Source organism: Halosaccharopolyspora lacisalsi, assembly GCF_014137975.1.
Taxonomy (GTDB): Bacteria; Actinomycetota; Actinomycetes; order Mycobacteriales; family Pseudonocardiaceae; genus Halosaccharopolyspora; species Halosaccharopolyspora lacisalsi.
This window is the reverse complement of sequence record NZ_JACGWZ010000005.1, coordinates 94039-116354: the sequence shown is the minus strand read 5'-3', so window position 1 is coordinate 116354 and position 22316 is coordinate 94039. Positions and strand designations below refer to the sequence as shown.

Below are 22316 nucleotides of genomic sequence, written 5' to 3'. Positions count from 1 at the left end.
CGCGCCGATCGGCCGTCTTCGATCCGGTGGCCGAGCGGAACCACTTTTCCGCCGAATTCCGGGCTGCAAGACTGCGACGTCGGACATGACCGCGAGCAAAAGGGGCACCACGTGAGCGAGCCGGGGCCGGAACCGTCCGAGGTGGATCTCACCACACCGAACATCGCCCGGATGTACGACTACTTCCTCGGCGGCGCGGCCAACTTCGCCGTCGACCGCGACGCCGCCGAGGAGTTCCTCCGGGTGCATCCCGGCATCCGGACGTGGTCCCGGATCAACCGCGCGTTGCTCGGCCGCGCCGTCCGCGAACTGTGCCACCTGGGCATCGACCAGTTCCTCGACCTGGGATCCGGCGTACCGACCGTGGGCAACGTCCACGACATCGCCCACCAGCACGATCCCGACGCCCGGATCGCCTACGTCGACGTCGAGTCCGTCGCCGTCCATCACGCCCGCCACCTGATCGGCGACGACCCGCGTATCACGGTCAGCCAGGCCGACCTGCGGCAGCCGCACTCCGTGCTGAACGCGTCCGGCGTGGCCGGACTGCTGGACTTCACCCGGCCGGTGGCGGTGCTGACCGTGGCGATCCTGGACATCATCGACACTCCGGACGCCGCCGGTCTCATGAGCACCTACCGCGACGTCTGCACCCCCGGCAGCGCCCTGGTCATCTCCAACAGCGCGGCCCTGCGGATGACCGCCGAGGAAAAGCACGGGGCCGAAACGGTCACCGGACGCACCTCCACCCCGCACGTGCACTGGCGCACCCGGCAGGAGGTCGCCGAGATCTTCTCCGGCTACGAGCTCATGGAACCCGGCATCGTGCCCAGCGCCCAGTGGCGCCCCGACGAACCCGTCAGCGACGACGAGGCACTCGACTCCAACGCCTACGCCGGAGTCGGCCTCCTGGTCCAGCCGGAACAGAGGTGATCATCGCGCGGAACCGGGTACACCACGGACCCGTTCGGCCTCGGTGATCCCGCGTCGACAGGCTTTCTCCAGAGCTCGCTGGCGGCGAATGCGTTCGAGCAACCGCAGCGACGGCAACGGTGCTCCCGGCCGACCACTGGACTGCTCGACCAGCAGCTCCTCACCCCTGAGGTGTCCGCTCAAGCTCCACGGCTCCCAGCGTTCGAAGTCGGTGGTGTGGTCGTGCCCGAGGACGAGAGCCGGACCGGTGTCACCCCGCGGGTTCTCCCCGTCCAGAGTCCGCAGCAGCGGGCGCTGTTCCTCGCGCTGTTCCACGGTGACCGAGTCGATCCGCAGACCGAGGTCGTCGCGCACCAGTAGTGCCTGCCGGGAGGGATCGGTGCGGGGCGTCAGCTCCGCGGTGCGAGTCATCCCGTCGAGCCGGACGATCAGGCGCGGCAGCCACCACCAGTTCTCCCGGCGCAGGAGCACGCTGTCGGCGAGAACCCGCGACGGCGGATACTTCACCAGCTCCTGCTCCAGCAGCTCGTCGGCGAACACCGAACCGTCCAGGTCCTCGACGACCCCGGCCGTACCGAACACCGCGGTTCCGGTGGTTTCCTCCGGCAGCGACCGCGCGTCGGTGACGGCGAAGGCGACCTCGGGAGAATCCCGCAGGGCGGCGACCCGATCCCGCCAGGCGTACGGCAGCGCCAGGCAAGGAACGTCGTCGAGGAGCAGCGGCGTGGCCGGGATGCTCGCCGGACGCCCGTCACCGTCGATCCAGCAGACCTCGGCTACCAGCGCGCGCCGCCACACTGTGACCGACTTGTGCAAAACGAGGCCTTCCTGGCTAGTGCGTAGGTGCGGGTGCCGGTTCTACAGTCGCACAGTTGATGGAGCCCCCATCGAACCGAAACCACCTGTCGTAGGAGTTGAAGCGTATGCCCGCGATCGTGCCAGCACTGGTGGTGCTCGGGATCTTCTATCTCGGATACCGCCACTACTCGTCCTACCTGGCTCGGCGGGTCTACGGACTCGACGCGCAGCGTGCCACACCGGCACACACGATGCGCGACGGTGTCGACTTCATCCCCACCAACAAGCACGTCCTCTTCGGGCACCACTTCACGTCGGTCGCCGGTGCCGCCCCGATCGTCGGGCCCGCCGTCGCGGCGTTCTGGGGCTGGGGCCCCGCACTGCTGTGGATCACGCTGGGAACCGTCTTCGCCGCCGGGGTCCACGACTTCGGTTCGATCGTCGTCTCCGTGCGCCACCGGGCGCAGAGCATCGGCACCCTGGCCAGCGACGTGATCACCCGCCGCGCCCGCACCCTGTTCCTGCTGATCATCTTCTTCCTGCTGACCCTGGTCAACGCCGTGTTCGCGGTGGTCATCAGCAACCTGCTGATCGCCAACCCCGCGGCGGTCATCCCGATCTTCCTGCAGATCCCGCTGGCGATCGGCCTCGGTCAGTACATCTACCGCGTTCGGAGTTCGGCACTACTGCCCTCGATCATCGGCGTGCTGGTGCTCTACCTGTCGATCCTGCTGGGCATGGCCTTCCCGCTCTCCATCGAGCCGTTGACCAGCGCTCTCGGCATCGGCGAACGCGCCACGTGGGTCGTCGTCCTGTTCGCCTACACGTTCGTCGCCTCGCAGCTACCGGTCTGGGTCCTGCTGCAGCCCCGCGACTACATCAACTCGCACCAGTTGTTCATCGCGCTGGGCATCATCCTGCTCGGCCTCCTCGTCGGTTTCGACGTGATCCAAGCTCCGGTGGTCAACGACGTCCCGCCCGGGTCGAAGCACTGGTTCCCGTTCCTGTTCATCACCATCGCCTGCGGTGCCGTGTCCGGCTTCCACAGCCTCGTGTCGTCGGGGACCACGTCCAAGCAGCTGGCCAAGGAGACCGACGCGCGCTACGTCGGCTACATGGGCGCTCTCGGCGAGGGCTCGCTGGCCGTGGCCTCGGTACTGGCGGTCACCGCGGGCGCCGTGGCCTCGACCACCGAGTGGAACCGGCTGTACTCCAGCTTCTCCGCCGCCTCCGGCGGGGCCACCCAGAACTTCGTCGAGGGAGTGGCCGGCTTCGCCAACAACCTCGGACTTCCGGTGGCCTACGGCACGGTGTTCGCGGCGGTCGTGGTCGTCAGCTTCGCCGCCACCACGATGGACACCGGCGTGCGACTGCAGCGCTACGTCGTCCAGGAGATCGGCAGCACGCTGAACATCCGACCGCTGACGCGCAACATCCCCCTGGCGACCGCCCTCGCGGTGCTCGTCCCGGTGGCCATGGCACTGCTTCCCGGTGGTGGCGAGAAGGGCTACACCTTCGGCGTGCTCTGGCAACTGTTCGGCACGACCAACCAGCTCACCGCCGGGCTCGCGCTCGCCGTGATCGCGGTGTGGGTGACCAAGCGGCGGCGCAACCCCGTGGCCGTGCTCGTGCCACTGGTGTTCCTGCTGGTCATGACCACGTGGGCACTCGTCATCAACATGCTGGAGTTCATCGGGCAGGGCCAGTGGGTGCTGGCGCCGCTGGACATGATCATCTTCGTGCTGGCGATCTGGCTCATCGTCGAAGCCGGCCTGGCGCTGCGGCGGGCCTGGAACGACCGCACGAGTGAGCCGGAGCCGGAGGCGAAGCTGGATGAGTCCTGACAGCCGGGCGGCACCCTTGAGCACGCGGAACTCCTGGCACCGCGTCGTGGCCGCCTGGCGACGCTTCGAGGCCTTCCACGACGAGATGTTCGTCGCGCCCTGGCGCCAGGGCCTGGAGCGCGAGGCCCGGCGCCAGGACGACACCTTCCGCGCGCTGGTCATGCTGGACGCCCTCGGCGTGGAGAACCCGGTGGCCTACGAGACCATGGAACTGATCCCCCACCTCGTCGGCGACCTGCACGCCTGGCACCAGCGCATGGGGCAGGACACCTTCGGCGACCCGGGGACGTGCTGTTGAGCCCGGCCGCCGTCGCGTTCTTCGGTGGCAAGGGCGGCGTCGGCAAGACCACGCTCGCCGCGTCCTACGCGCTGCTGCTGGCCGGACGCGCACAGCGCGTCCTGGTGGTCTCCACCGACCCCGCGCACTCGCTCGGCGACGTGCTGGCGACCCCGCTCGGAGACGAGCCCACCGAGCTGGGCGGAGGACTGTGGGCCTGCGAGATCAGCGGGGAGAACGCGGCGCGCCGCCGCGTCGAGCAAGTGGCCGCCGAAGCGCGCGAGGCCGTGCCGCGGGAGGTCATGCCGGCCGTGCACCATCACCTGCAGCGCGCTGCCGACAGTCCCGGAACGGTCGAGTCGGCACTGGTGGACCGGTTGACCGACCTGCTCGACGAGATCGGCGACCGGTGGGACCACGTAGTGGTCGACAGCGCACCGACGGGGCACATGCTGCGGTTGCTCAGCCTGCCCACCCTGCTGACTCCCTGGATCGAGGGGCTGTCGCGGCAACGTGAGCGGGCCCGGGGCACCGAGCGCATGCTGTCCGGGCTGCTCGGCCGTGCCGACCAGGGTGAGGACCCGTTGCTGACCCGCCTGCACGAACGTCGTGCCCGGCTCGAACGCACCCGCGACCGGATGCTGCACGACTCGGTGGTGCACCTGGTGCTGGTGCCCGAACGGCTGCCCCTGGCCGAGACCGAGCGGACCGCGCGCTCGCTCACCGAGGACGGTCTCCCCCTCGGCTCGCTGGCCGTCAACCGCGTGGCACCGCCGGAGGCCACGGGGTTGCTGGCCGATCGCGCACACCGGGAAGCCGAGGTGCGCGCCACGATCCACGAACGCTTCCGCGAGCACGGCGTCACCGAGGTGCCGCTGTTGCCGGGAGCGCTCACCGGCCGCGGCGAGCTCGCCGGCATCGCCGGGATCCTCGCCGAAGCGGGCTGGTAGCGCCCCCGTACGTGCGAGCGTGCTGCGACGGGTGAGGCGCAGCACGCTCGGCTCCGTGGTGAACGCGTCGTCGTGGCGCTCACACCGCCGGTAACGACGCGTTCACCGCGGCCACCCGGCCGGACCGCCGTGGCGGGAAACCTCGGTCAGGGATAGGAGACGACGGTGGAGGGCACCGTGTCCGAACCGGACGTGGGGGCTCCGGTGTCGTTGATGACGTGCAGGTACTGCCCCTTGCCGCCGAGCGAGACGACGAGCAGGTCGTGGAAGACCACGCCCGGTGCGTTCGGTACGGCGAAGCCGCGTCCCTGGCGAATGCTCGAGTCCGCGGTGTAGTTGCAGTAGCTGCCCATCCCCCACCCCTCGTGGCTCGTCACGGAGTCGCCGACCTTGTAGGCGGCGTATCCGGTGATTCCGTCGTGGTTGATCGCGGCTTGGTCGGGAGCGTCGTAGGCCTTCTCGTTCTGGAAGAACACGGTCCGGCCGTGCTGTCCGTACCACTGCACGTCGTACTTGTTGAAGTGCTCGGCGAACAGGCCCGTGGCCAGCACGTTGTTCCCGTTGACGACCAAGCCGTAGTCGGCGCGGTTGGTTTCCCAGCCGACGCCGCTGCCGTGGTCGGCGCGCCAGAGCCAGGTGTGGTCGATGAGCGTGTCGTGGGCGTTGACGACCACGCTGGTGGTGGCCTTACCGGCGCCTGCACCACCGATGCGGACGAACAGGTCCTGCACCGAGATCGGATTGGCCGCGTGGCCGGCGGAGGCTCCTGCGGGGCCGATCTCCACCAGGGTCTCCGAGTTGACGGTTCCGGCGTCGACGAGGAACCCGGCGATCCGCACCCCGTCCACGTCGGCGACCTTCAGGGCCGTGACCCCGTTTTCCGGGATGAGCGTGGCATAGCCGAGCCCGAGGACCACGGTGTTCTTCCGGTTGACCCGGATCGGCTCGTCGAGGTGGTAGATGCCGGGCGTGACCAGCAGGTGCTTGCCCTGCTCGAGCGCGGCGTTGATCGTGGCCGCGGTGGCCCCGGGCTTGACGACGTGGAAGTCGGACAGCGGCAGTGACGTGCCCGCCGGCGCGCCGCCCTCCCAGGTGGTTCCGCTGGAGCCGGTGCGCATTGCGGGCAGGAAGACCTTGAACTCGCCGCCGTCGAGGTGGAGGAACGGTTTCTCGCGGGAGATCGGGGTCGTCGCCAGCGTCGTGTACGGCGGCTCGGGGAAGCTCTGCGCCGGAGCCCCCTCGACACCGGAGAACACCATGTTCCACACGCCGCTGCTCCAGCTGCCCACGGCGCTGTCGCGGGTGTACCACTGCTGCTGCGAGTACGGGCTCACCGCCGCGTCGATGCGGCTGTCGGCGATGTAGCCACCACTGGCCCAGCCGTACCCGGTCGGCGCCAGGTTGAGCCCGCCCTTGACGTGCATCCGCCGGAACGGCGCCGCCTGGGCGACCGCCCAGCGATCTGTTCCGCTCACCGGCGTCAGCGCGAGGTTCTCCGCGGAACGCCAGAAGTTCTGCGTCGCGTTGCCCTCGAACCAACCGGCGTCGACGGTGACATCGCCGTTGATCGTCGTGTCATCGGGAGACAGGCCGAGCCCCGCGATCGAGGTGTAGAAGCCCAACTGGGCGTTGAGCCCGTTGTACGTACCCGGCTTGAACAACAGCTGGTAGCGGCCCGTGCCGAACTGGGCCGCCTCCTGCTCGGCGAAGATCTGGTCCAGTTTCGTCTGGATGTCGGGGGTGCTGGGATCGAAGACCAGCACGTTCGGCCCGAGGTCGACGTCGGCACTCGACGACGTCGTCGTGGCGGCCTGGGCGGAGTGCTGCGAAGAACCGGCGAGTACGGCCGGAGTCGCCACGGCGGCGGCCATCGCGCCGAGTGCGCTTCGGCGGGAGAACGCGGTCCCGCCGGATTCCTGGTTCTCGGGTGAAGAGGTGGACACGAGGAGTCCTCCTGGTGCGGAGATGATCGGTCGCGGCGTTCGGGAATTCTCTTTTCGAAAAGACGGGAACGCTGTCGACACGTGATTTTTCTCGTCCCTGTCCGGGGTCGGGCAAGACAACACGATCCCCGGGAAAAGCTGGTTTTCTCAGGGTTCGACGCGGACCCAGTCGACGAGGTAGCGAACATTGCCCGACTTCACCTTGTCGACGGTGCTCTGCGGGAGACCGAAGTACGGTTCGTTCACACCGTTGACGCCGTGCGGGTAGCTCCCGCCCAGGGCGAAGTTGAGGACCGAGAACTGCGGGCTGTCGAAGACCCAGCGCCCGTACCGCTCGACATCGGCCTTGCTGACCCGGTAGAACTCGGTGCCGTCGACGGAGAAGGTCAAACCGTCCGGTCTCCAGTCCACGGAGTAGACGTGCCAGCCGCCGGGGTTACCACCGGAGAAGTTCTGCTGGCCGGTGATCGGCGTGTCACCCGAGTAGCCGGGGCCGTGCAGCGCGACGCTGGTCCACGGCTCGCCGACGTGTTCCATCAGGTCGATCTCGCCGCACTCCGGCCACGGAGCTCCCGAGCCGATGTTGCTGCCCAGCGACCAGGCGGCCGGCCACAGACCGGGCGCGCTCGCGCCTTCGGGGAGTTTGAGCCGGACCGAGTACGTGCCGTAGGTGAACTCCATCTTGCCCTGGCTCTTCAGGCGCCCGGAGACGAAGTCGTAGGTGTTGCCGTCCGGGGCCTGGTAACCCGGCCTGTAGCGCGGGTGGATGGCCAGGGCGCCGTTCTGGGAACCGGCGGCGTCCTGGTCGACGTAGAGGGTGTCCGGGGAGTCGACGTAGGCCTGCTGCTCGGAGTTGACGGTCCCGAAGTTCTCCCCGGTCACCTCGACGGTCCACTTCGACCGGTCGATGGAAGCGCCGGAGAAATCGTCGAAGAAACTCTCCTGCTCGGCCGCGGCCGCCGGGGCCGCCGACAACGGCAGCAGGGCGGTCGCCGCCACGATCGCGACACGGGTTTTCAAGGACATGGAAGCCCTCCTTCCAGCGGCGCACCGAACGGGTGCGCCGGGAGCACGAAAAACCTTCTCAATGCATAAAGAGGGAAACGTCTAGACCACCTGCCGGTAAAGGGCGAATAGCTGCTGTATCGATTCACCTCATCGCGGAATGCTGCGATCGGAGCATTGTCAGTACTCCGATCGCAGCACGGGGAATCCTCGGCCGCGACCAGATCGAACAATCCACAACAGAATCGCCCGACTCCTGCCCCGGACCACGATATCAGGAGGTCACTGGATTCTGAACAGGAAAGACGGCGAGATCGCGCCCACCGGCGGTACCGGTCGAGAGCACGTTGCGTCCCGCCACCGCGGGGAAAACGAGGGAAGCGCACGGATCCGAGTCCGATCCGCACGAAATGTGGCGGGCCGAGAGGTCTGGCGGTCGGAGCGGTGGACGCGGTCGCGCGAAATCCGCTGACCAGCGGAAAACCCACCGCGAGCCATTCTTCCGCTGCTGCTCGAGCACCGGTGCGCTCGGGGCGCGAATCGGGGTGGCCCGGAGCAGGTCCGAACCACCCCGATGGCGGTCACTGCTGGCCGATGGTGGCGGTGTCGATGACGAACCGGTAGCGGACGTCGCTGTTCTGGACGCGCTCGTAGGCGGTGTTGACCTGATCCGCGGAGATGGTCTCGACCTCGGCACCGATGCCGTGCTCGGCGCAGAAGTCCAGCATCTCCTGGGTCTCCGGAAGGCCGCCGATCATCGAACCGGTCAGCACCTTGTTCCCCCCGATCAGCGAGAACGCGCTGTAGGACAGCGGGGCGCTCGGGGCGCCGACATTGACCATCGCCCCGCCGACCCGCAGCATCGCGAGATAGGAGTCGACCGGAATCTCGGAGGAGACCGTGTTGAGGATCAGATCGAAGCTCGACCGCAGCGTGGTGAAGGTGGACTCGTCACTGGTGGCGTAGTAGTCCTCGGCGCCCAGGCGCAGCCCGTCCTCCTGCTTCTTCAGGCTCTGGCTCAGCACGGTGACCTCGGCGCCCATCGCCACGGCGATCCGGACGGCCACGTGGCCGAGACCGCCCAGTCCGACCACGGCGACCTTCTTGCCCGGGCCCGCGTTCCACCGGTTCAGCGGTGAGTAGGTGGTGATGCCCGCGCACAGCAGCGGCGCCGCGACGTCGAGTCCGATGCCCTCCGGGATCCGGCACACGAAGTGGTCCTTGACCACGACCTGCTGACTGTAGCCACCGTAGGTGTTCTCGCCGTCGAAGCCGACGCCGTTGTAGGTCTGCACGTTGCCGCGCAGGCAGAACTGCTCGGTGCCGGCCCGGCAGTACTCGCACTCACCGCAGGAGTCGACCATGCAGCCCACGCCGACGCGATCGCCGACCTCGTGGGTGGTCACCCCGGAGCCGACCTCCGAGACCACGCCGGCGATCTCGTGGCCGGGCACCATCGGGAAGATCGCGCTTCCCCACTCCTCCTTGGCCTGGTGGATGTCGCTGTGGCAGATGCCGGCGTAGGCGATGTCGATCCGCACGTCGTCCGGGCGCAGTTCACGGCGCTCGAGGGTGGTCGGCTCCAGCGCCGCCCCCGGGGGGGGGGGGGGAACGTGGATCGCGAGCGTCTGTGAAATGAGATCCTCCATAGCGGCCCGCGGCTGCGGGCCGAGACATCGTCATGCGTGAATACGACTCCAATGTAAGAGACCACTTACATCGGAGCGGAGAGGGGGTGAGCAGCGCCATGCCGCGCCAGTACCACCACGGCAGGCTGCGTTCCGCACTGATCAGTGGATCGCTGGAACTCATCGCCGAACAGGGACTGCGCGGTTTCTCGGTCGCCGAGGTCGCCAGGCGGGTCGGAGTCAGTACCGCGGCGCCGTACCGCCACTTCGCCGACCGGGACAGCCTGCTCGCCGCGGTCGCGGGCACGGTCGCCGACGAACTCTCCGAGCGAGTCCGGCTCGCGGTCTCCCGGCACACCGATCCGATCGACCAGCTCGCCGCGGCCGCGGGCAGCTACACGGAGTTCACGATCGAAAGCCGCGCCGGGTTGCACGTGATCTTCGCGCCCGACCTGCGAAACTCCCGGCACGAGGACCTGCACCAGAGCAGGCGCGGCCTCATGGACGGTTTCCTGGAGCTGGCCTTCGCGGTGGCACCCGACGCGCACGCGGCGCTGGAGCTGATGGAGCAGCTGCTCGCTCAAGCCCACGGGTACGCGACGTTCCACTTGGACGGGGTCTTCGTCCAGCACGGCTACAGCGCCGAACTCGTGGTGCACAAGTCCGTCGAGGCCGCGCGGATCGTCATCATCGAACACCGACAGCGCGACGCTCGCGCCTGACCGGGGCGGGTCGGGGCAGGGTGACGGTCCGAGTGACCGGCAGGTCACGGGAGGAGGTGCCCACCAGCACCGTGCACCGCCCCGAAGCACGGGACGAATCCCCGGGGAGAGATCGCTGAGGCGGATCCGACGACCTCGCGGGAACTCCACGACCCGTCCGCACCACGACCCCGAACGGTTCCCCCGCACGCGAGCTCGGGATCGACAGGCCACGGGATTCGGCCACACACTGTCCTCGTGGCTGGATCAGGAGAATCCGTGCTCTCGCGCGTGGTACGCATCGTCGAGGCGTTCGGCTCGGAGACGCCTGCGCTGCGGGTCTCCGAGATCGCCCGACGTGCCGACTTGCACGTAGCCACGGCCTCACGTCTGATCGAGGAACTCGTCGGTTACGGCTGGCTGCGCAAAGAGGCCGATCGGAGGGTCCGGATCGGGGTGCGGCTGTGGGAACTGGCTTCGCGCGCCTCGCCCACCCTGGGACTGCGCGAGGCCGCGATGCCGTTCCTGGAAGACCTGCACGCCGTGGTCGGGCACCACGTCCAACTCGGTGTTCGCGAGGAGCGCGAGGCCCTGTTCGTCGAACGGCTCTCCGCACCGGGGGCGGTCATCAACCTCACCCGCATCGCCGGTCGACTCCCGCTGCACGCGTCCTCCTCCGGAGTCGTGCTGCTCGCGCACGCTCCCGGCCGGTTGCAGGAGCAGGTGCTCGCCGGGCCGCTGCACGCCTACACCCCGCGGACAGTCGTCGATCCCGGAGAGCTGCGGGCGATGCTGGCCGACGTGCGCAAAGGTGGGGTCGCCCTGTGCCGCGGATTCATCGACACCCGCGCCACGGGGGTGGCCGTGCCGCTGCGCGACTCGGAGAACACGGTCATCGCAGCACTGTCGGTGATCGTGCCCAACGATGACAACGCGCGGATGCACATCCCAGCCCTGCAAGCCGCCGCGCGCGGAATCTCCCGCGCCGCGGGAGTTCAAGATCCACAAGGCGTACCTCGGCATTTCTCTCACTGAACGAGAACACCGTAGTGGTGTGCGACACGGCTGATCCACCCTCGGTCCCACTCACGGACACGAGGAGCCTCGATGACGATGGACACCTCCCCCGCGGACCGGGCGACCGCGGACGAGCTGCGCGTTGCCGACAAGACCGAGGTCGCCGACGGCGTCGTGACACTGACCCTGCGCCATCCCCGGGGCGAGCGCCTCCCGGACTGGACCCCCGGATCCCACGTGGACCTGACGCTTCCGTGCGGGCTGACCCGGCAGTACTCGCTGTGCGGGAACCGATGGGACGCACGCACCTACCGCGTCGGCGTGCTGCGCGAGCCCGACAGCCGCGGCGGCTCGACCCGCATCCACGACGAGCTCTCCGCAGGAGAGACGGTCGCGTTCGGCGGACCACGCAACAACTTCACGCTCGCCCCGTCGCCGCGGTACGTGTTCATCGCCGGTGGCATCGGCATCACTCCCCTGCTGCCCATGATCCACCAAGCCGAACTGGTCGGCGCCGACTGGCAACTGCTCTACGGCGGACGCTCGCGCGCCTCGATGGCGTTCCTGGACGAGTTACGAACCTACGGTCGACGGGTCACCGTCGCTCCCGAGGACGAGCGCGGTCCGCTCGACCTACCGGCGTGGCTGTCCGCCCCACGGGCCGATACCAAGGTGTACTGCTGCGGGCCCGCTCCACTGCTGGATGCCGTGGACCAGCACTGCGCCGACTGGCCGACCGGACTGCTGCGCACGGAACGCTTCGTGGCCCGGGACCGAACCCCGGCCCGGTCCGGGGCTTTCGACGTCGAACTCCGCCGGTCGGGGCTGTCGCTGACGGTCACGCCGGAACGATCCGTGCTGCGGGCCCTCAACGACGCCGGAGTCCACGTGCTCTCCTCCTGCCGCCAGGGACTCTGCGGCACGTGTGAGGTCACCGTGCTCGCCGGCGAACCGGACCACCGCGACTCGATCCTCGACGACGACGAACGAGCCCGTGGCAACTGCATGTTCCCCTGCGTGTCCCGCTCGGGCACCGACAGCCTCGCCCTCGACCTCTGATACCCACCCTCTTCGAGAAGGACAGGATTATGGCACCCGTCTCGGCAGCACAGGACATTCCGCACACCGACGTCGACCCCTTCTGCCCCGAGACGCTCGAAGACCCCCTGCCCATGCAGGCCGAGTTGCGCGAGGCCGGTCCGGTAGTGCGCTTGGGGCGCTACGGCATCCACGCCACGGCTCGCTACGAGGAAGTCCGCGCCGCGCTCTGCGACTGGCAGTCCTTCCAGTCCGCCGCGGGCGTGGGGCTGAGCAACTTCCGCTACGAACAGCCGTGGCGGCCACCGAGCCTGCTGCTGGAGGCCGATCCGCCGCACCACGACGCCCCTCGGACGGTGCTGGCGAGGACTCTCGGGCCACGCGCGCTGCGCGAACTCCGCGAGGACTGGTTCGCCGACGCAGCCCAGCTGGTCGACCAGGTCCTGACCGGGCACGAATTCGACGCCGTCACGCAGCTGGCCGAGGCCTTTCCGCTGCGGGTGTTCCCCGACGCGGTCGGCATTCCCCGACAAGGCCGCGAGAACCTGCTGCCCTACGGGGACTTCCTGTTCAACTCCTTCGGCCCCGCCAACGAGCTCGTCGAACAGGGCCGACCACGCCTCGCCGAGCTCTCCGCGTGGGTCGACGACCAGTGCCGGCGCACGGTTCTGGAGGACACCGGTTTCGGTGCGGCGATCTGGGCAGCCGCCGATCGCGGCGACATCACCCACGAACAGGCACCGCTGATCGTGCGCTCGTTGTTGTCGGCCGGTGTGGACACCACCGTCCACGGCTTGGCCGCCGTCCTGTACGCCTTCGCCACCCACCCCGAACAGTGGCAACGACTGCGGCAGGAACCCGAACTGGCCCGCGTCGCCTTCGACGAAGCCGTGCGCTGGCAATCGCCCGTGCAAACCTTCTTCCGCACGGCGACGACCGACGTCGAGCTCGGCGGAACGAGCATCGCCGAAGGCGAGAAGATCCTGATGCTGCTCGGTGCGGCCAACCGCGATCCGCGCAGGTGGGACGAACCGGACGTCTTCGACCTCTCCCGGGACCCGTCCGGCCACGTCGGTTTCGGCATGGGCATCCACCAGTGCGTCGGCCAGCACGTCGCCCGCCTCGAATCCGAAGCGCTGCTGACGGCCCTCGCCCACCGGGTCGAACACATCGAGCTCGCCGGCTCGACGCGGCGCCACCACAACAACACGCTCCGCGCCTGGAGATCACTCCCAGTGCGCGTGCATCTCGGCTGACCGGGACTTTTCGGCACCTCACCGCCTCCCGAAGCCCCGCCCGAGGGCATGAGGAACGCCGTGGTCCCTCGGAGTACGAGCACATGACCTCACTGCTGCTTTGTCGACAGGTTCGGCCGGAGGAGGCCCCGGCGTCGTGGTGAACGGGCCGTTTTGGCGGTGTGAGCACCAAAACGGCCCGTTCACCCTTTGAGACGGCGGCCCAGAATCTGACAACAAGCCGACCGGAAAACCTCAGTGAGTTCGTCGGCGGAGTCCGGAGCCCGTAGTCCCTCGGCGGTTTCACCCGGCGGGATCGAGGACGAGTCCGCCGCGGGCTACGCGGACGTCGCCGGGGAAGGTGTCTTCGGCGGCTCGGCGTGCTGCTTCGGGGTCGGTGCCGGGCCACAGGTGGGTCAGCACCAGCTGCCGCGCACCGGCCGCGGTGGCCTGCTGACCCGCCTGCACCGCACTCGTGAGAAAACCGGCCTCGGAATCCGGCACGTGGTCGACGAAAGTGGCCTCGGCCAACAGCACATCGGCCCGGTGGGCCAGTTCGACCACGGCCGGGCTCGGCCCGGTGTCACCGGTGTAGGCCACCACCGAGCCACCCGCCGAGAGGCGAAAGCCGACGTTGGCCACGAAGTGCGGCAACCGGACGGTGCGGACCGTGAAGGGGCCGAGCTCGACGTGATCACCACCGGTGAGCGGATGCAGCGCGCAGGCGTCGGCGAGCACGTGGGGCTCGTCCAGAGCCAGCACCGCATCCAGTACTCCGGAGAGGGCGTACACCGGCAGCGGTGGCGCCGCAGGACTCGACAAGGCCCGGGCACGCAGCAACGGGTTCAGGTCCGCGCAGTGGTCCGGATGACCATGACTGATCAGCACCGCGTCCACCCGACGAGGCTCCACGTACTCCAGCAGGCGGGGCAGCGTGGCATACCCCAGATCCATCACCACCCGAAAACCGGCGTGCTCCACCAAATAACCACTGCACGCCCGCCCGACCTCGGGCCACGCCCCACACGCCCCCAACACGGTGATCCGCACACCACCAAGCCTACGAGCACCGAATCGACCACACCCCCGGACCACTCCCCCGCGGCGGACAGGCCAGTACCGCGCCCGTGCTCCGGTTCGGGAGAACACGCAACGCATCGCGGCGAGACGAGTTCGAAGTCGCAGACCGCCGAGGACCCATTGCGCGAGGTGGGCCGCTTGTCGGCGGCGCCGGGGCGGGGTCGCTCCGCCGCCGCCACGCCGGAAAGGGACGGCAACGTGCCGCCCATCAGCGCGGCAGCGCCGGCGGCAAAAGCTCCCCTGGCGATACAGCGTCTCGTTATTTCCGATTCCATTTCGTGCTCGTCCTCCCCGTTCGTCCGTCCGGTTCGGTCCGCAGACACCTCAGCAGGTGTTCACGGGATCCCCGCCACGATCGAGGAAAAGATCACGGGAAACAGCATCACCACCGAACTGGCCACCCAGTAAGTACGCGTTGGCATTTCGGACTTGCGGCGCATCCAGAAGTTGATCAATATCCACAACGCCACCAACACCGTCAGCAGCGGCACCAGGACAATCAGCCAGGGCAGCACTCCGTCGTTCTCGGTCGGTGCCCGCCGGGTGAGTCCCAGCGCCGCGAACGGGAAATCCAGGGCGAAGAGCCAAAGCAACCAGAGTGGAATGACGGCGATGCAGCCGAGCAGGAGGTTCGCGACGATGGAAGCGATCCAGCGCAGCCGCGACGTAGTACGGAGAGTCATGGCGGGTCAGTTACTCCTGGCGATGGCGTTGTAGTTCTCCAGGACCCGGTACAGACCGACGAGCTCGCGCCCGTACTGCTGGGCGTCCTCGTTGGTTCCGGTGTAACGGGCGAGGAGCTGCCGGGGGACGTCCTGACTGGTGTTGGGCGCCGGACGCGCGACGCCGATCTGGTGCGCATTGTAGGTTCCGTCGATGTTCCCGTCGTCGTAGCCCTTGCAATACGTGGCGGGCCGGATGATTCGGCAGAAATTCGCCGAGAGGACGGTGGCGCGGTTCAGGTGGGGGGTACTCCTCGGCGAGCGTAGCCGGCGCGGAGGGGCCGAAAATGTTCGACAAGGCACGTACGCCCGGTTCCCCCTGCAAAACCCGGGTCAGGGCGTACATGGTGTTCCAACCGGTACGACCGTCCTCGCCGACCGTCATGCCGATTTTGTCACCGCGTGTTCTGTTCACGAACAGTTTCGCCCGACGGTCACAGCATCACTACGAGCTACGGCGACGATCTCCCGCTCGACTCAAGGGATTTACCCCTCCAGCGGAACTCGTCGACAGCGAAAAGAAACAATTCCGTTTTCCCGAGTGTTCCGACAATGCTCCGAATGGTGAGTAGTTGCGGACCCGCTTGTCGAGGTGGTCCTGCGGGCGCGCGGTGTGCACGACCCGGGGGCCCGGTTGTCGTCGAGGTCCAGCAGCCGAAGCCGTACACGCGCCCTTCCGGAACGTGCGGATCCAGACTTGCGGTCACCATCGAAGTGCCGAGGGCCCCGCGCGGTGTCCGGCCTGGCACCATCAGTACGGCAGGGAAGAAGGAAGCGATGAGCCCGCTGGGCCGACGGAGGACCGTGGAGACGGACATGTGGGGCCGAGACTCCATCGACCCCCCGTCGGAAATGATTCGGGTTTCCGCGCGTCGCGGTTCACGAGCCGCTGTATGGGACGGTAATGAGCGAGTACCAGTACTACGAGTTCGTCGCGGTGGACCGGCCGCTGGACGACCGCCAGCAGGCCGAGATGCGGTCGTTGTCCACCAGCGCGCGGATCACCGCCACCAGCTTCGTCGACGAGTACCACCAGGGCGATTTCCGCGGTGAGCCGGGCGAGCTGGTGGAGCGCTGCTACGACGCGCACCTGTACCTGGCCAACTGGGGAACCCGACGAGTCATGCTCCGCCTCCCGCGCGGGTTGTTGGAGCTGGACGTGGCCGAGCAGTACTGCGTCGGTGACCAGGTCACGGCCTGGACCGTCGGCGAGCACCTCGTGCTCGACCTGACGAGCGAAGACGATCCCGGCGAACGGGACGTCGATGTGCGGGAATCGCTGTCCGCCATCGTCGGGGCCCGAGCAGAACTCGCCGCCGGGGACCACCGACCGCTCTACCTGGCCTGGCTGGCCGGGTACGGCACGTGGGAACGCGACGAGGACGCCTTCGACCGCGCCCAGGACGACGAGAGCGAGCCACCCGTACCGCCGGGACTGCGCACGCTCACCACCGCCCAACGCGAGTTGGCCGATTTCCTCCGTCTCGACGAGGGCCTCCTCGCGGTCGCCGCCGAGGTGAGCCCTCCGCTCCGGGAAGTCACCGACGAACCCGACCAGCTCACGACCTGGGTGACGAACCTGCCCGCTGCCGAGAAGGATCAGCTCCTCCGTCGGATCGTGCGGGACCAGGCTGCCGTCGTCCGGATGGAGCTGCTGCGCCGGTTCCGTGACGAGACCACCACGACCAACCCCGCTCCCTCCCACCGCACCGTGGCCGAACTCCTGGACGGTGCGGCGAAACGGCGGACGGAACGGCAACACCACACGGCCGCCCAGCACGCCGCGAAGGAGGAATGACGTTCCCGGCGGACCGGGTTCAGGAGGTGGGCGACGCGTCACGGAACCGCGCGCGAAGAGGCCTTCGAACCTGAAACAGCCCCTCTCCTCGCGAGGAGAGGGGCTGTAGGTCCTGGGGTGTGTCCCCGCCGGCTACCGCCGGTCGAGGCAACCACCGGGAATCGGCTCAGAGGACGCGCACGTCGTTGGCCTGCTCTCCCTTGGGGCTCTGGGTAACTTCGTAGCTGACCTGCTGCCCCTCAGTGAGGCTGCGGAAGCCGGTGGCGTCGATCGAGGAGTGGTGCACGAACACGTCCCCACCGCCGTCGTTCGGGCTGATGAAACCGAAGCCCTTGTCGTCGTTGAACCACTTCACAGTTCCCTGTGCCATGTCTGTCTCCTTGGACGTCGTCGGTTGCGGGCGACGCACGCCTCGTGGTCACCCGGGTCGTCGATCTCACAGACGGCAACCACTCCAGCAACACCAAAGACAGCAGCGCGCCCGCTTCAACATCCGAGCGAGCGTGCACAAGCACGAACCACAGAAACTGACGACCGCCCGGCACAACACCCCCGGTCCGCCCAGTATTCCCGGCGACGCCCCTCGACATGTCGGACTCGTAGCGCGGTGCCCGACCGGGTGGCCCACCGCCGCGGTCCTCCGCGGGTGAACCCGGTTCGGCGACGGTCCCAGCACAATCGGCGCTTCGGCTTCCGCGCAGTGGATTTACCCGCGAGACGCACGATCGTGTCTCGTTGGCCCGCACGGATGTTACCTGCCTCCAACAGAATGCTTCGCGCCAGACACAGCAAGCGATGGAAGGGCAACGATGTCTCTCATTGGGACCACTTCTCCGGCCTCGAGGCCGGAGTCGAACGTCGCCTGGTGGCGGAGAGTCTCGGTCGGTCTGGGTGCTCTCGCCTTGTCCACGGTGATGTCCGTCGCCGTCGCGCCGGCCACGGCCTGGGCGGAGCCTCCCGAGGCGCTGCCTTCCAGCGTCGCCGATCCCGACGGCAGGTGGCAGCCGGCCTTCGACTACGACGGGGACGGTTGCTACCCCACACCGGCCATCGGCGTCGACGGGACGATCAACCCGGGGTTGAACAACTCGGGTGCTCTCGACGGCAACTGCCACGATCCGTCCGATCTCGACAACACCAACTCCTACGCGCGCTCCGAGTGCAACAACGGGTGGTGCGCGTACATGTACGCGCTGTACTTCGAGAAGGACCAGGCCGTCCCCGGCTTGGACGCCTTCGGGCACCGGCACGATCTGGAGCACGTCGTGGTCTGGGTGCGGGACGGCGGGGTCGAGTACGTGTCGGCGTCCGCGCACGGCGACTACGACACCAGGCCCAGCTCCGAGGTCGTCTTCGAGGGGACCCACCCGAAAATCGTCTACCACAAGGACGGCGCCGGTACGCACGCGTTCCGCTTCGCGGCCGAGGGCGAGCAGGCCGAGAACCACAACGGGACGTTCCAGTACCCGGCACTGGTCAGCTGGAACAACTTCCCCGCGGGAATTCGGGAGAAGCTGGTCCGAGCCGACTTCGGGTCCGCCCAGCTCGACCTCGCCGACGCCCGGTTCGCCGACAGCCTCGCCAAGGCCGAGCCCTCCGGGATCCCCTTCGATCCGCAGGCATGAGCTCACGGACGATCCGGGAACGCTGTCGGAGCCGTTGACGCCGGGTAGGCCGTCCCGGGAGCCAGTGGAACGATCACGGTAGGAGTTTCGACGGGATTCCGTCGAAAATCCGCACCGGGTGCCGCGGCGGGATCCTCCGAAGCGCCACGGCACCCGCATCTCCGTACGGATCGACCGAGCAACACACGCCGGGACAACCTGGACGGATGCCAGTCACCGGGCGCTACCGGTCATTCGAGATACTCGAGAACGAGAATCCGGGGGAATGGATCGAAAGCAGGATCGGGCCAGGAGGGCTCAGCCCGATGCTGCCCGAGGTGTTCGACCGGTACGTCCGTGTTCTTCACCCGGTCTACCACTCTCACATGCACGGGCCCGACATCCCGGTGTCGTGGAGCAAGCTGGCTCACTACTACGACCGCAGCCTGCACGATCAGGGCAACATCGATGCACTCACGGGCCGCGAACTGAACGACCCGATCGAGGACAACCCCCTGTGGGACATTCCTCCTGAAGAGGGGTCCCTGCCGGCCGAAGAGGCGTGGCAGCTCATCGACACGCTCGCCGCCGAGACGGCGAAACCACTGGAGTGCTTCTTCGGCGTGCGGGAGGGCTTCGCCTACCTCGACGACCTCCGGAAACGCACGTCGGCTCGCATACACCTCCCGATGGGCAGAAATCACGTAGCTTTGCGCGGCCCCGTGTACCTCGCCGCACGGTCCCTGTGCACCGACGTACGGCAGACCGTCAACCTGTGGTGGAACGCGGAGCGCTCCTGGTGCGTGGCCACCGACATCGGTCACGACTCGACATTCGTCGGAGGCAGCCGGGACTGCATCCGGAAAATTCTCGACAACCCCGCCTTGGAGACCGTAGAAGTCACCCCGGGAGCACCTCTGGGCTAGTAAGGCCCCGTACCGACCACCGGATCAAACTGCTCCCGGTCCCGTGGTCGGTCAGGCCGGTCAGCCACGACTCGAACGGTTCCGTTCGGCTGCGGACTCAGCGCCCGCCATCGCCGTGCTGGTCGGGTTCATTCAGGGCCAATACGAGCACCGCACCAGCACTGAACAGCAACAGCATCGGCACCAGGAGCAACGCCTTGGCGACGTCGCCCGCGTACAGGGCGCTGTCGAACGCGTAGACCCCCACGGCGTTGACGGCGAAGCACAGCAGGCCGACGAACCACTTCGTCTCGCCGGCCCGGCGCAGCCCCCCGCCGAGCAGGCACAGGGCGCTCCCGCCGATCAGCACGATCGCCAGCGGGTGCCGGGAACCCCCACCGACCGCCACGGCCAACTCCAGCACGACCATCCCCACGCCGCCAACGGCCAGCAGCCCCAGTCCGAGAAGGTCGCGAACGTCCGTGATCGGCCCGATCCGGTCCTCGAGCCAGCTGCCCGGCGCTTCGGCGCGACGTCGAGTCCCTCCCCCCGCGCGCTCCGCCGTCCGGGCTCCGGTGTCACAAGAACGCCGCGGGGCCTTACCGCGCCTCGGCGCGGTTTCGCCCTCCGCCCGCACGAGCGACTCTCGGGAACGCACATCGACGTCACAACCCATGGCCACCACCACACCAGCGGCGGCCTGGGACGGGCATCCGTAGTCCTACGCATTCGAAAGCCGAGCGATACTCACCGAGCAGTACACGGTCAGCGCCCTGCCGACGCCCGCCCTTCGAACCAGCACGCCCCCGATGACGAGCCACACCGGAGCGTGCCCACTTGAGCGGGCACCCGATGATGCCGCAGGCAGGAGCCACCGGAAACCCGTTCCGCACATGTGGCGCCGAAAGTGGCGAGCACGAGAGCTCAGGCCTGCCACCCCACTGCGCTCGCGGGCACCGATCGCTGCTCATCGCTGCCTGGCCTGGCGGGTCTGCTGCCCGCTCTTCTTCTGCAACGCCTCGACCAGTTGCTCCTTGCTCATCGAGGACCGCCCCGGCACGTCCAGCTCCCGGGCACGCTCGTAGAGATGCTGCTTGCTGGCCCGGGCGTCCACTCCACCGCTGGTGGGCTTGTCCTGCTTGCCGGCTCCCCGGCGTGCTTGTTCGTCCGACGGGCCGCGCTCGGGCTTGGGCTTCCAGCGATCGCCCACCTTCTCGAAATCGTGCTTCAACGCCGCGAAGGCGGTCCGGTGGGCCCGCTGGCCCTCCCCGTACTCCTGTACAGCGCTGTCATGGGTCTTCAGCCACGTTTCCTGAGCTTCCTTCGGGGACCGCTGCAAGGTCGAGGGCAATTCCTCACGAGCGGGCACAGCACTCACCTCCGTCTCTTCGCCTCCCAGAGTGCTTGCCCCGCGCCCCGGAGGAGTAAACAAGCCGGTGACACGACCAGGGGAGCTGCTCGATCGGGAGCCGGGGCGCAGGGCGCGATGGGATCCCGACCGCTGTGGGTAGCCCACTGCCATGACGGCGTCGAACGACCTTCCCGTAGTGGGCGATCTCGACCGGCTCGCCGAGATCGTGCGGCACGACGAGAGCGGACTCGACCTCTACGTTCGCTGGTCACGTGGTCCGGAGTGGGACACGGGAGCGACGAGTCGGGACGCGCTGACCGGGGTGGAGCTGCCGGGGTTGTCCGCCAATCCCCTGCGCGTCGAACCGTGGTGGGGCGACCGTTCACTGCGGCTGTGGGTCGCGCGGCGCCTCCACGACTACGAGCACCTGCGGCGTCGCCAGCAGCGATCGAACGTGGAAGCCTGGCTGCTGAGGGGTCACGAGCTGGCTCGTGGGCCGGACAACGAGCCGCTGGTCCGGTGCGAGGAGGCGCTGGGCTGGATCGCCGAAGAAACCATGCGGGAGGCGCGCCGAGTGGTGACGGAGCAGCACGGCGACTGGCGACCGCTGAACCGGGAGGGGTGATCGGCGACCACGGCCGGAGAGCCGGATCCTCGCCGGGCGAACTCGTCGACCGGGTGCCGCAACCGCTTTTGTCCGCTGCGGTGGGACTGCACGTCGCAGGAGGCCCAGGAAGACCTCGCCTTGGGTGGGCAGTTCCCCGCTCAGCTCGATCAATGCCTGGTCATGCGGGTTGCGGCCAGCTTCCGGGCGCAGCATCGCCGCCGCGTCGTTGGCGGTCCTGCCCCAGTCCGCGAAAAACTCGGGGCCGCCGGGTCGCGGTAGCGGACACCTCACCTGGAAATGCTGGACGGCGGCTTTTCCGTCGAAAAAATATACACCAAAACCGCGGACCCCCCGCTGTCGTCGGCTCTCCCATACTCGGCGCTCTCATTCTTGCGCCGTTGGTGAGGATAACCACGTGGCTGTTTCGGATATGGCGTGGTGGTCCTTACGCCACAGCGATGGCTCGAATCTACGGCATGTTGATGGGAGTCCTGCTGCTCGCGGTCATGGTGGCGCTGGCGCTTTTCCGGCATGCCCCGAGGCTGCTTTTCGGCCTTGCTCCGCTGTTGTTTTCCGGTCTTGCCCTACTGGTGTCGGGCGTGCTGCGCCTGCCCGTCGTCGCACTGCTGCTCACCCGCCACGACGTGCGTAAATGGATCGAATCGCGTGAATGACGGCTCTCGCCGGGGACGTGTCGCACTTCACGAGCTCGGTGCCGTGTTTCCCCGGCACGAACCCCGCCGAGCGCCCACCTGACTCGATCCCGCCGAGACCGCCCGAGTAGCAGCGCTCTTTCGACGACGTGCATCGACCCACTGCACCCGAACAACGAGCGGGATTCGGCTCACCAGTTAACCGCTTAAGTGTCAAGCGTGCGCGC

23 protein-coding genes and 1 pseudogene are annotated in these 22316 nt (G+C 68.1%); 13 read left to right on the top strand and 11 right to left on the bottom strand.

The window, feature by feature from the left end:
- The first annotated feature begins 111 nt into the window (after positions 1 to 111).
- Positions 112 to 933 (top strand): SAM-dependent methyltransferase, encoded by an 822-nt coding sequence (locus FHX42_RS17145; RefSeq protein WP_328796314.1) that lies wholly within the window; start codon positions 112 to 114, stop codon positions 931 to 933.
- Here FHX42_RS17145 and FHX42_RS17140 read toward each other — a convergent pair whose 3' ends face one another.
- Positions 934 to 1749: a hypothetical protein gene (locus FHX42_RS17140; RefSeq protein WP_182545436.1), complete on the bottom strand. Its 816-nt coding sequence runs from the start codon at positions 1747 to 1749 to the stop codon at positions 934 to 936.
- A gap of 107 nt (positions 1750 to 1856) precedes the next feature.
- On the opposite strand from FHX42_RS17140, the gene FHX42_RS17135 reads away from it, so the two are divergent.
- From FHX42_RS17135 to FHX42_RS17125, 3 genes are read left to right on the top strand one after another with little or no spacing between them, the layout of a single operon-like run.
- Positions 1857 to 3575, top strand: a complete 1719-nt coding sequence (locus tag FHX42_RS17135) for a carbon starvation CstA family protein (RefSeq protein WP_182545435.1) — start codon at positions 1857 to 1859, stop codon at positions 3573 to 3575.
- Entirely contained in the window at positions 3565 to 3873 is a 309-nt protein-coding gene (locus FHX42_RS17130; RefSeq protein WP_182545434.1) for a cory-CC-star protein, read from the top strand. Before FHX42_RS17135 ends, FHX42_RS17130 begins: the two co-directional genes overlap by 11 nt.
- Positions 3870 to 4802 carry an ArsA family ATPase gene (locus tag FHX42_RS17125; protein WP_182545433.1) on the top strand — a complete coding sequence of 311 codons (933 nt, stop codon included), beginning with the start codon at positions 3870 to 3872 and terminating at the stop codon, positions 4800 to 4802. Before FHX42_RS17130 ends, FHX42_RS17125 begins: the two co-directional genes overlap by 4 nt.
- Positions 4803 to 4948: 146 nt before the next feature.
- On the opposite strand, the gene FHX42_RS17120 is transcribed toward FHX42_RS17125, so the two are convergent.
- From FHX42_RS17120 to FHX42_RS17110, 3 genes are all read right to left on the bottom strand, one after another.
- On the bottom strand, positions 4949 to 6745 hold the full coding sequence (locus FHX42_RS17120) for a coagulation factor 5/8 type domain-containing protein (RefSeq protein ID WP_182545432.1): 1797 nt from the start codon (positions 6743 to 6745) through the stop codon (positions 4949 to 4951).
- 147 nt (positions 6746 to 6892) lie between these two features.
- Positions 6893 to 7771: a glycoside hydrolase family 16 protein gene (locus FHX42_RS17115; protein ID WP_182545431.1), complete on the bottom strand. Its 879-nt coding sequence runs from the start codon at positions 7769 to 7771 to the stop codon at positions 6893 to 6895.
- 560 nt (positions 7772 to 8331) lie between these two features.
- A complete protein-coding gene (locus FHX42_RS17110) occupies positions 8332 to 9399 on the bottom strand; it encodes an NAD(P)-dependent alcohol dehydrogenase (RefSeq protein ID WP_182545430.1) in 1068 nt (355 codons plus the stop codon).
- A gap of 98 nt (positions 9400 to 9497) precedes the next feature.
- Here FHX42_RS17110 and FHX42_RS17105 point away from each other — a divergent pair, with 98 nt between their 5' ends.
- From FHX42_RS17105 to FHX42_RS17090, 4 genes are all read left to right on the top strand, one after another.
- On the top strand, positions 9498 to 10100 hold the full coding sequence (locus FHX42_RS17105; protein ID WP_182545731.1) for a TetR/AcrR family transcriptional regulator: 603 nt from the start codon (positions 9498 to 9500) through the stop codon (positions 10098 to 10100).
- Positions 10101 to 10337: 237 nt separating this feature from the next.
- A complete protein-coding gene (locus FHX42_RS17100) occupies positions 10338 to 11114 on the top strand; it encodes an IclR family transcriptional regulator (protein WP_328796309.1) in 777 nt (258 codons plus the stop codon).
- Positions 11115 to 11186: 72 nt separating this feature from the next.
- On the top strand, positions 11187 to 12155 hold the full coding sequence (locus FHX42_RS17095) for a PDR/VanB family oxidoreductase (RefSeq protein WP_220480504.1): 969 nt from the start codon (positions 11187 to 11189) through the stop codon (positions 12153 to 12155).
- Positions 12156 to 12184: 29 nt separating this feature from the next.
- Positions 12185 to 13390, top strand: a complete 1206-nt coding sequence (locus FHX42_RS17090; protein ID WP_182545429.1) for a cytochrome P450 — start codon at positions 12185 to 12187, stop codon at positions 13388 to 13390.
- Positions 13391 to 13672: 282 nt separating this feature from the next.
- Here FHX42_RS17090 and FHX42_RS17085 read toward each other — a convergent pair whose 3' ends face one another.
- From FHX42_RS17085 to FHX42_RS17075, 3 genes are all read right to left on the bottom strand, one after another.
- Positions 13673 to 14419: an MBL fold metallo-hydrolase gene (locus tag FHX42_RS17085; RefSeq protein ID WP_182545428.1), complete on the bottom strand. Its 747-nt coding sequence runs from the start codon at positions 14417 to 14419 to the stop codon at positions 13673 to 13675.
- A 365-nt stretch (positions 14420 to 14784) separates the two neighbouring features.
- On the bottom strand, positions 14785 to 15132 hold the full coding sequence (locus FHX42_RS17080) for a hypothetical protein (protein WP_182545427.1): 348 nt from the start codon (positions 15130 to 15132) through the stop codon (positions 14785 to 14787).
- A gap of 6 nt (positions 15133 to 15138) precedes the next feature.
- The gene (locus FHX42_RS17075) at positions 15139 to 15474 is read right to left on the bottom strand and encodes a hypothetical protein (protein WP_182545426.1); all 336 of its coding nucleotides are present in this window, start codon (positions 15472 to 15474) and stop codon (positions 15139 to 15141) included.
- Between the two features lie 601 nt (positions 15475 to 16075).
- Here FHX42_RS17075 and FHX42_RS17070 point away from each other — a divergent pair.
- Positions 16076 to 16969 carry a hypothetical protein gene (locus FHX42_RS17070; protein WP_182545425.1) on the top strand — a complete coding sequence of 298 codons (894 nt, stop codon included), beginning with the start codon at positions 16076 to 16078 and terminating at the stop codon, positions 16967 to 16969.
- A gap of 166 nt (positions 16970 to 17135) precedes the next feature.
- Here FHX42_RS17070 and FHX42_RS17065 read toward each other — a convergent pair whose 3' ends face one another.
- Positions 17136 to 17339, bottom strand: coding sequence for a cold-shock protein (locus FHX42_RS17065; RefSeq protein ID WP_182545424.1), 204 nt, complete (start codon positions 17337 to 17339; stop codon positions 17136 to 17138).
- 544 nt (positions 17340 to 17883) lie between these two features.
- Here FHX42_RS17065 and FHX42_RS17060 point away from each other — a divergent pair.
- Together FHX42_RS17060 and FHX42_RS17055 are read left to right on the top strand one after the other, a co-directional pair.
- Positions 17884 to 18594: an NPP1 family protein gene (locus tag FHX42_RS17060; protein ID WP_235987480.1), complete on the top strand. Its 711-nt coding sequence runs from the start codon at positions 17884 to 17886 to the stop codon at positions 18592 to 18594.
- 365 nt (positions 18595 to 18959) lie between these two features.
- A complete protein-coding gene (locus FHX42_RS17055) occupies positions 18960 to 19499 on the top strand; it encodes a hypothetical protein (protein WP_182545422.1) in 540 nt (179 codons plus the stop codon).
- A 97-nt stretch (positions 19500 to 19596) separates the two neighbouring features.
- Here the strand turns inward: FHX42_RS17055 and FHX42_RS17050 are convergent, their stop codons facing one another.
- Both FHX42_RS17050 and FHX42_RS17045 read right to left on the bottom strand, forming a co-directional pair.
- On the bottom strand, positions 19597 to 20154 hold the full coding sequence (locus tag FHX42_RS17050) for a hypothetical protein (protein WP_182545421.1): 558 nt from the start codon (positions 20152 to 20154) through the stop codon (positions 19597 to 19599).
- 291 nt (positions 20155 to 20445) lie between these two features.
- Positions 20446 to 20847 carry a ChaB family protein gene (locus FHX42_RS17045; RefSeq protein ID WP_182545728.1) on the bottom strand — a complete coding sequence of 134 codons (402 nt, stop codon included), beginning with the start codon at positions 20845 to 20847 and terminating at the stop codon, positions 20446 to 20448.
- 151 nt (positions 20848 to 20998) lie between these two features.
- Between FHX42_RS17045 and FHX42_RS17040 the strand changes: the two genes are divergently transcribed.
- Positions 20999 to 21454, top strand: a complete 456-nt coding sequence (locus FHX42_RS17040; protein WP_182545420.1) for a DUF6098 family protein — start codon at positions 20999 to 21001, stop codon at positions 21452 to 21454.
- Between the two features lie 129 nt (positions 21455 to 21583).
- Here the strand turns inward: FHX42_RS17040 and FHX42_RS27855 are convergent.
- A pseudogene (locus FHX42_RS27855) lies at positions 21584 to 21649 on the bottom strand (hypothetical protein); the annotation flags it as partial.
- A gap of 245 nt (positions 21650 to 21894) precedes the next feature.
- Here FHX42_RS27855 and FHX42_RS17030 point away from each other — a divergent pair.
- Positions 21895 to 22110 carry a hypothetical protein gene (locus FHX42_RS17030; protein WP_182545419.1) on the top strand — a complete coding sequence of 72 codons (216 nt, stop codon included), beginning with the start codon at positions 21895 to 21897 and terminating at the stop codon, positions 22108 to 22110.
- Positions 22111 to 22316 lie beyond the last annotated feature (206 nt).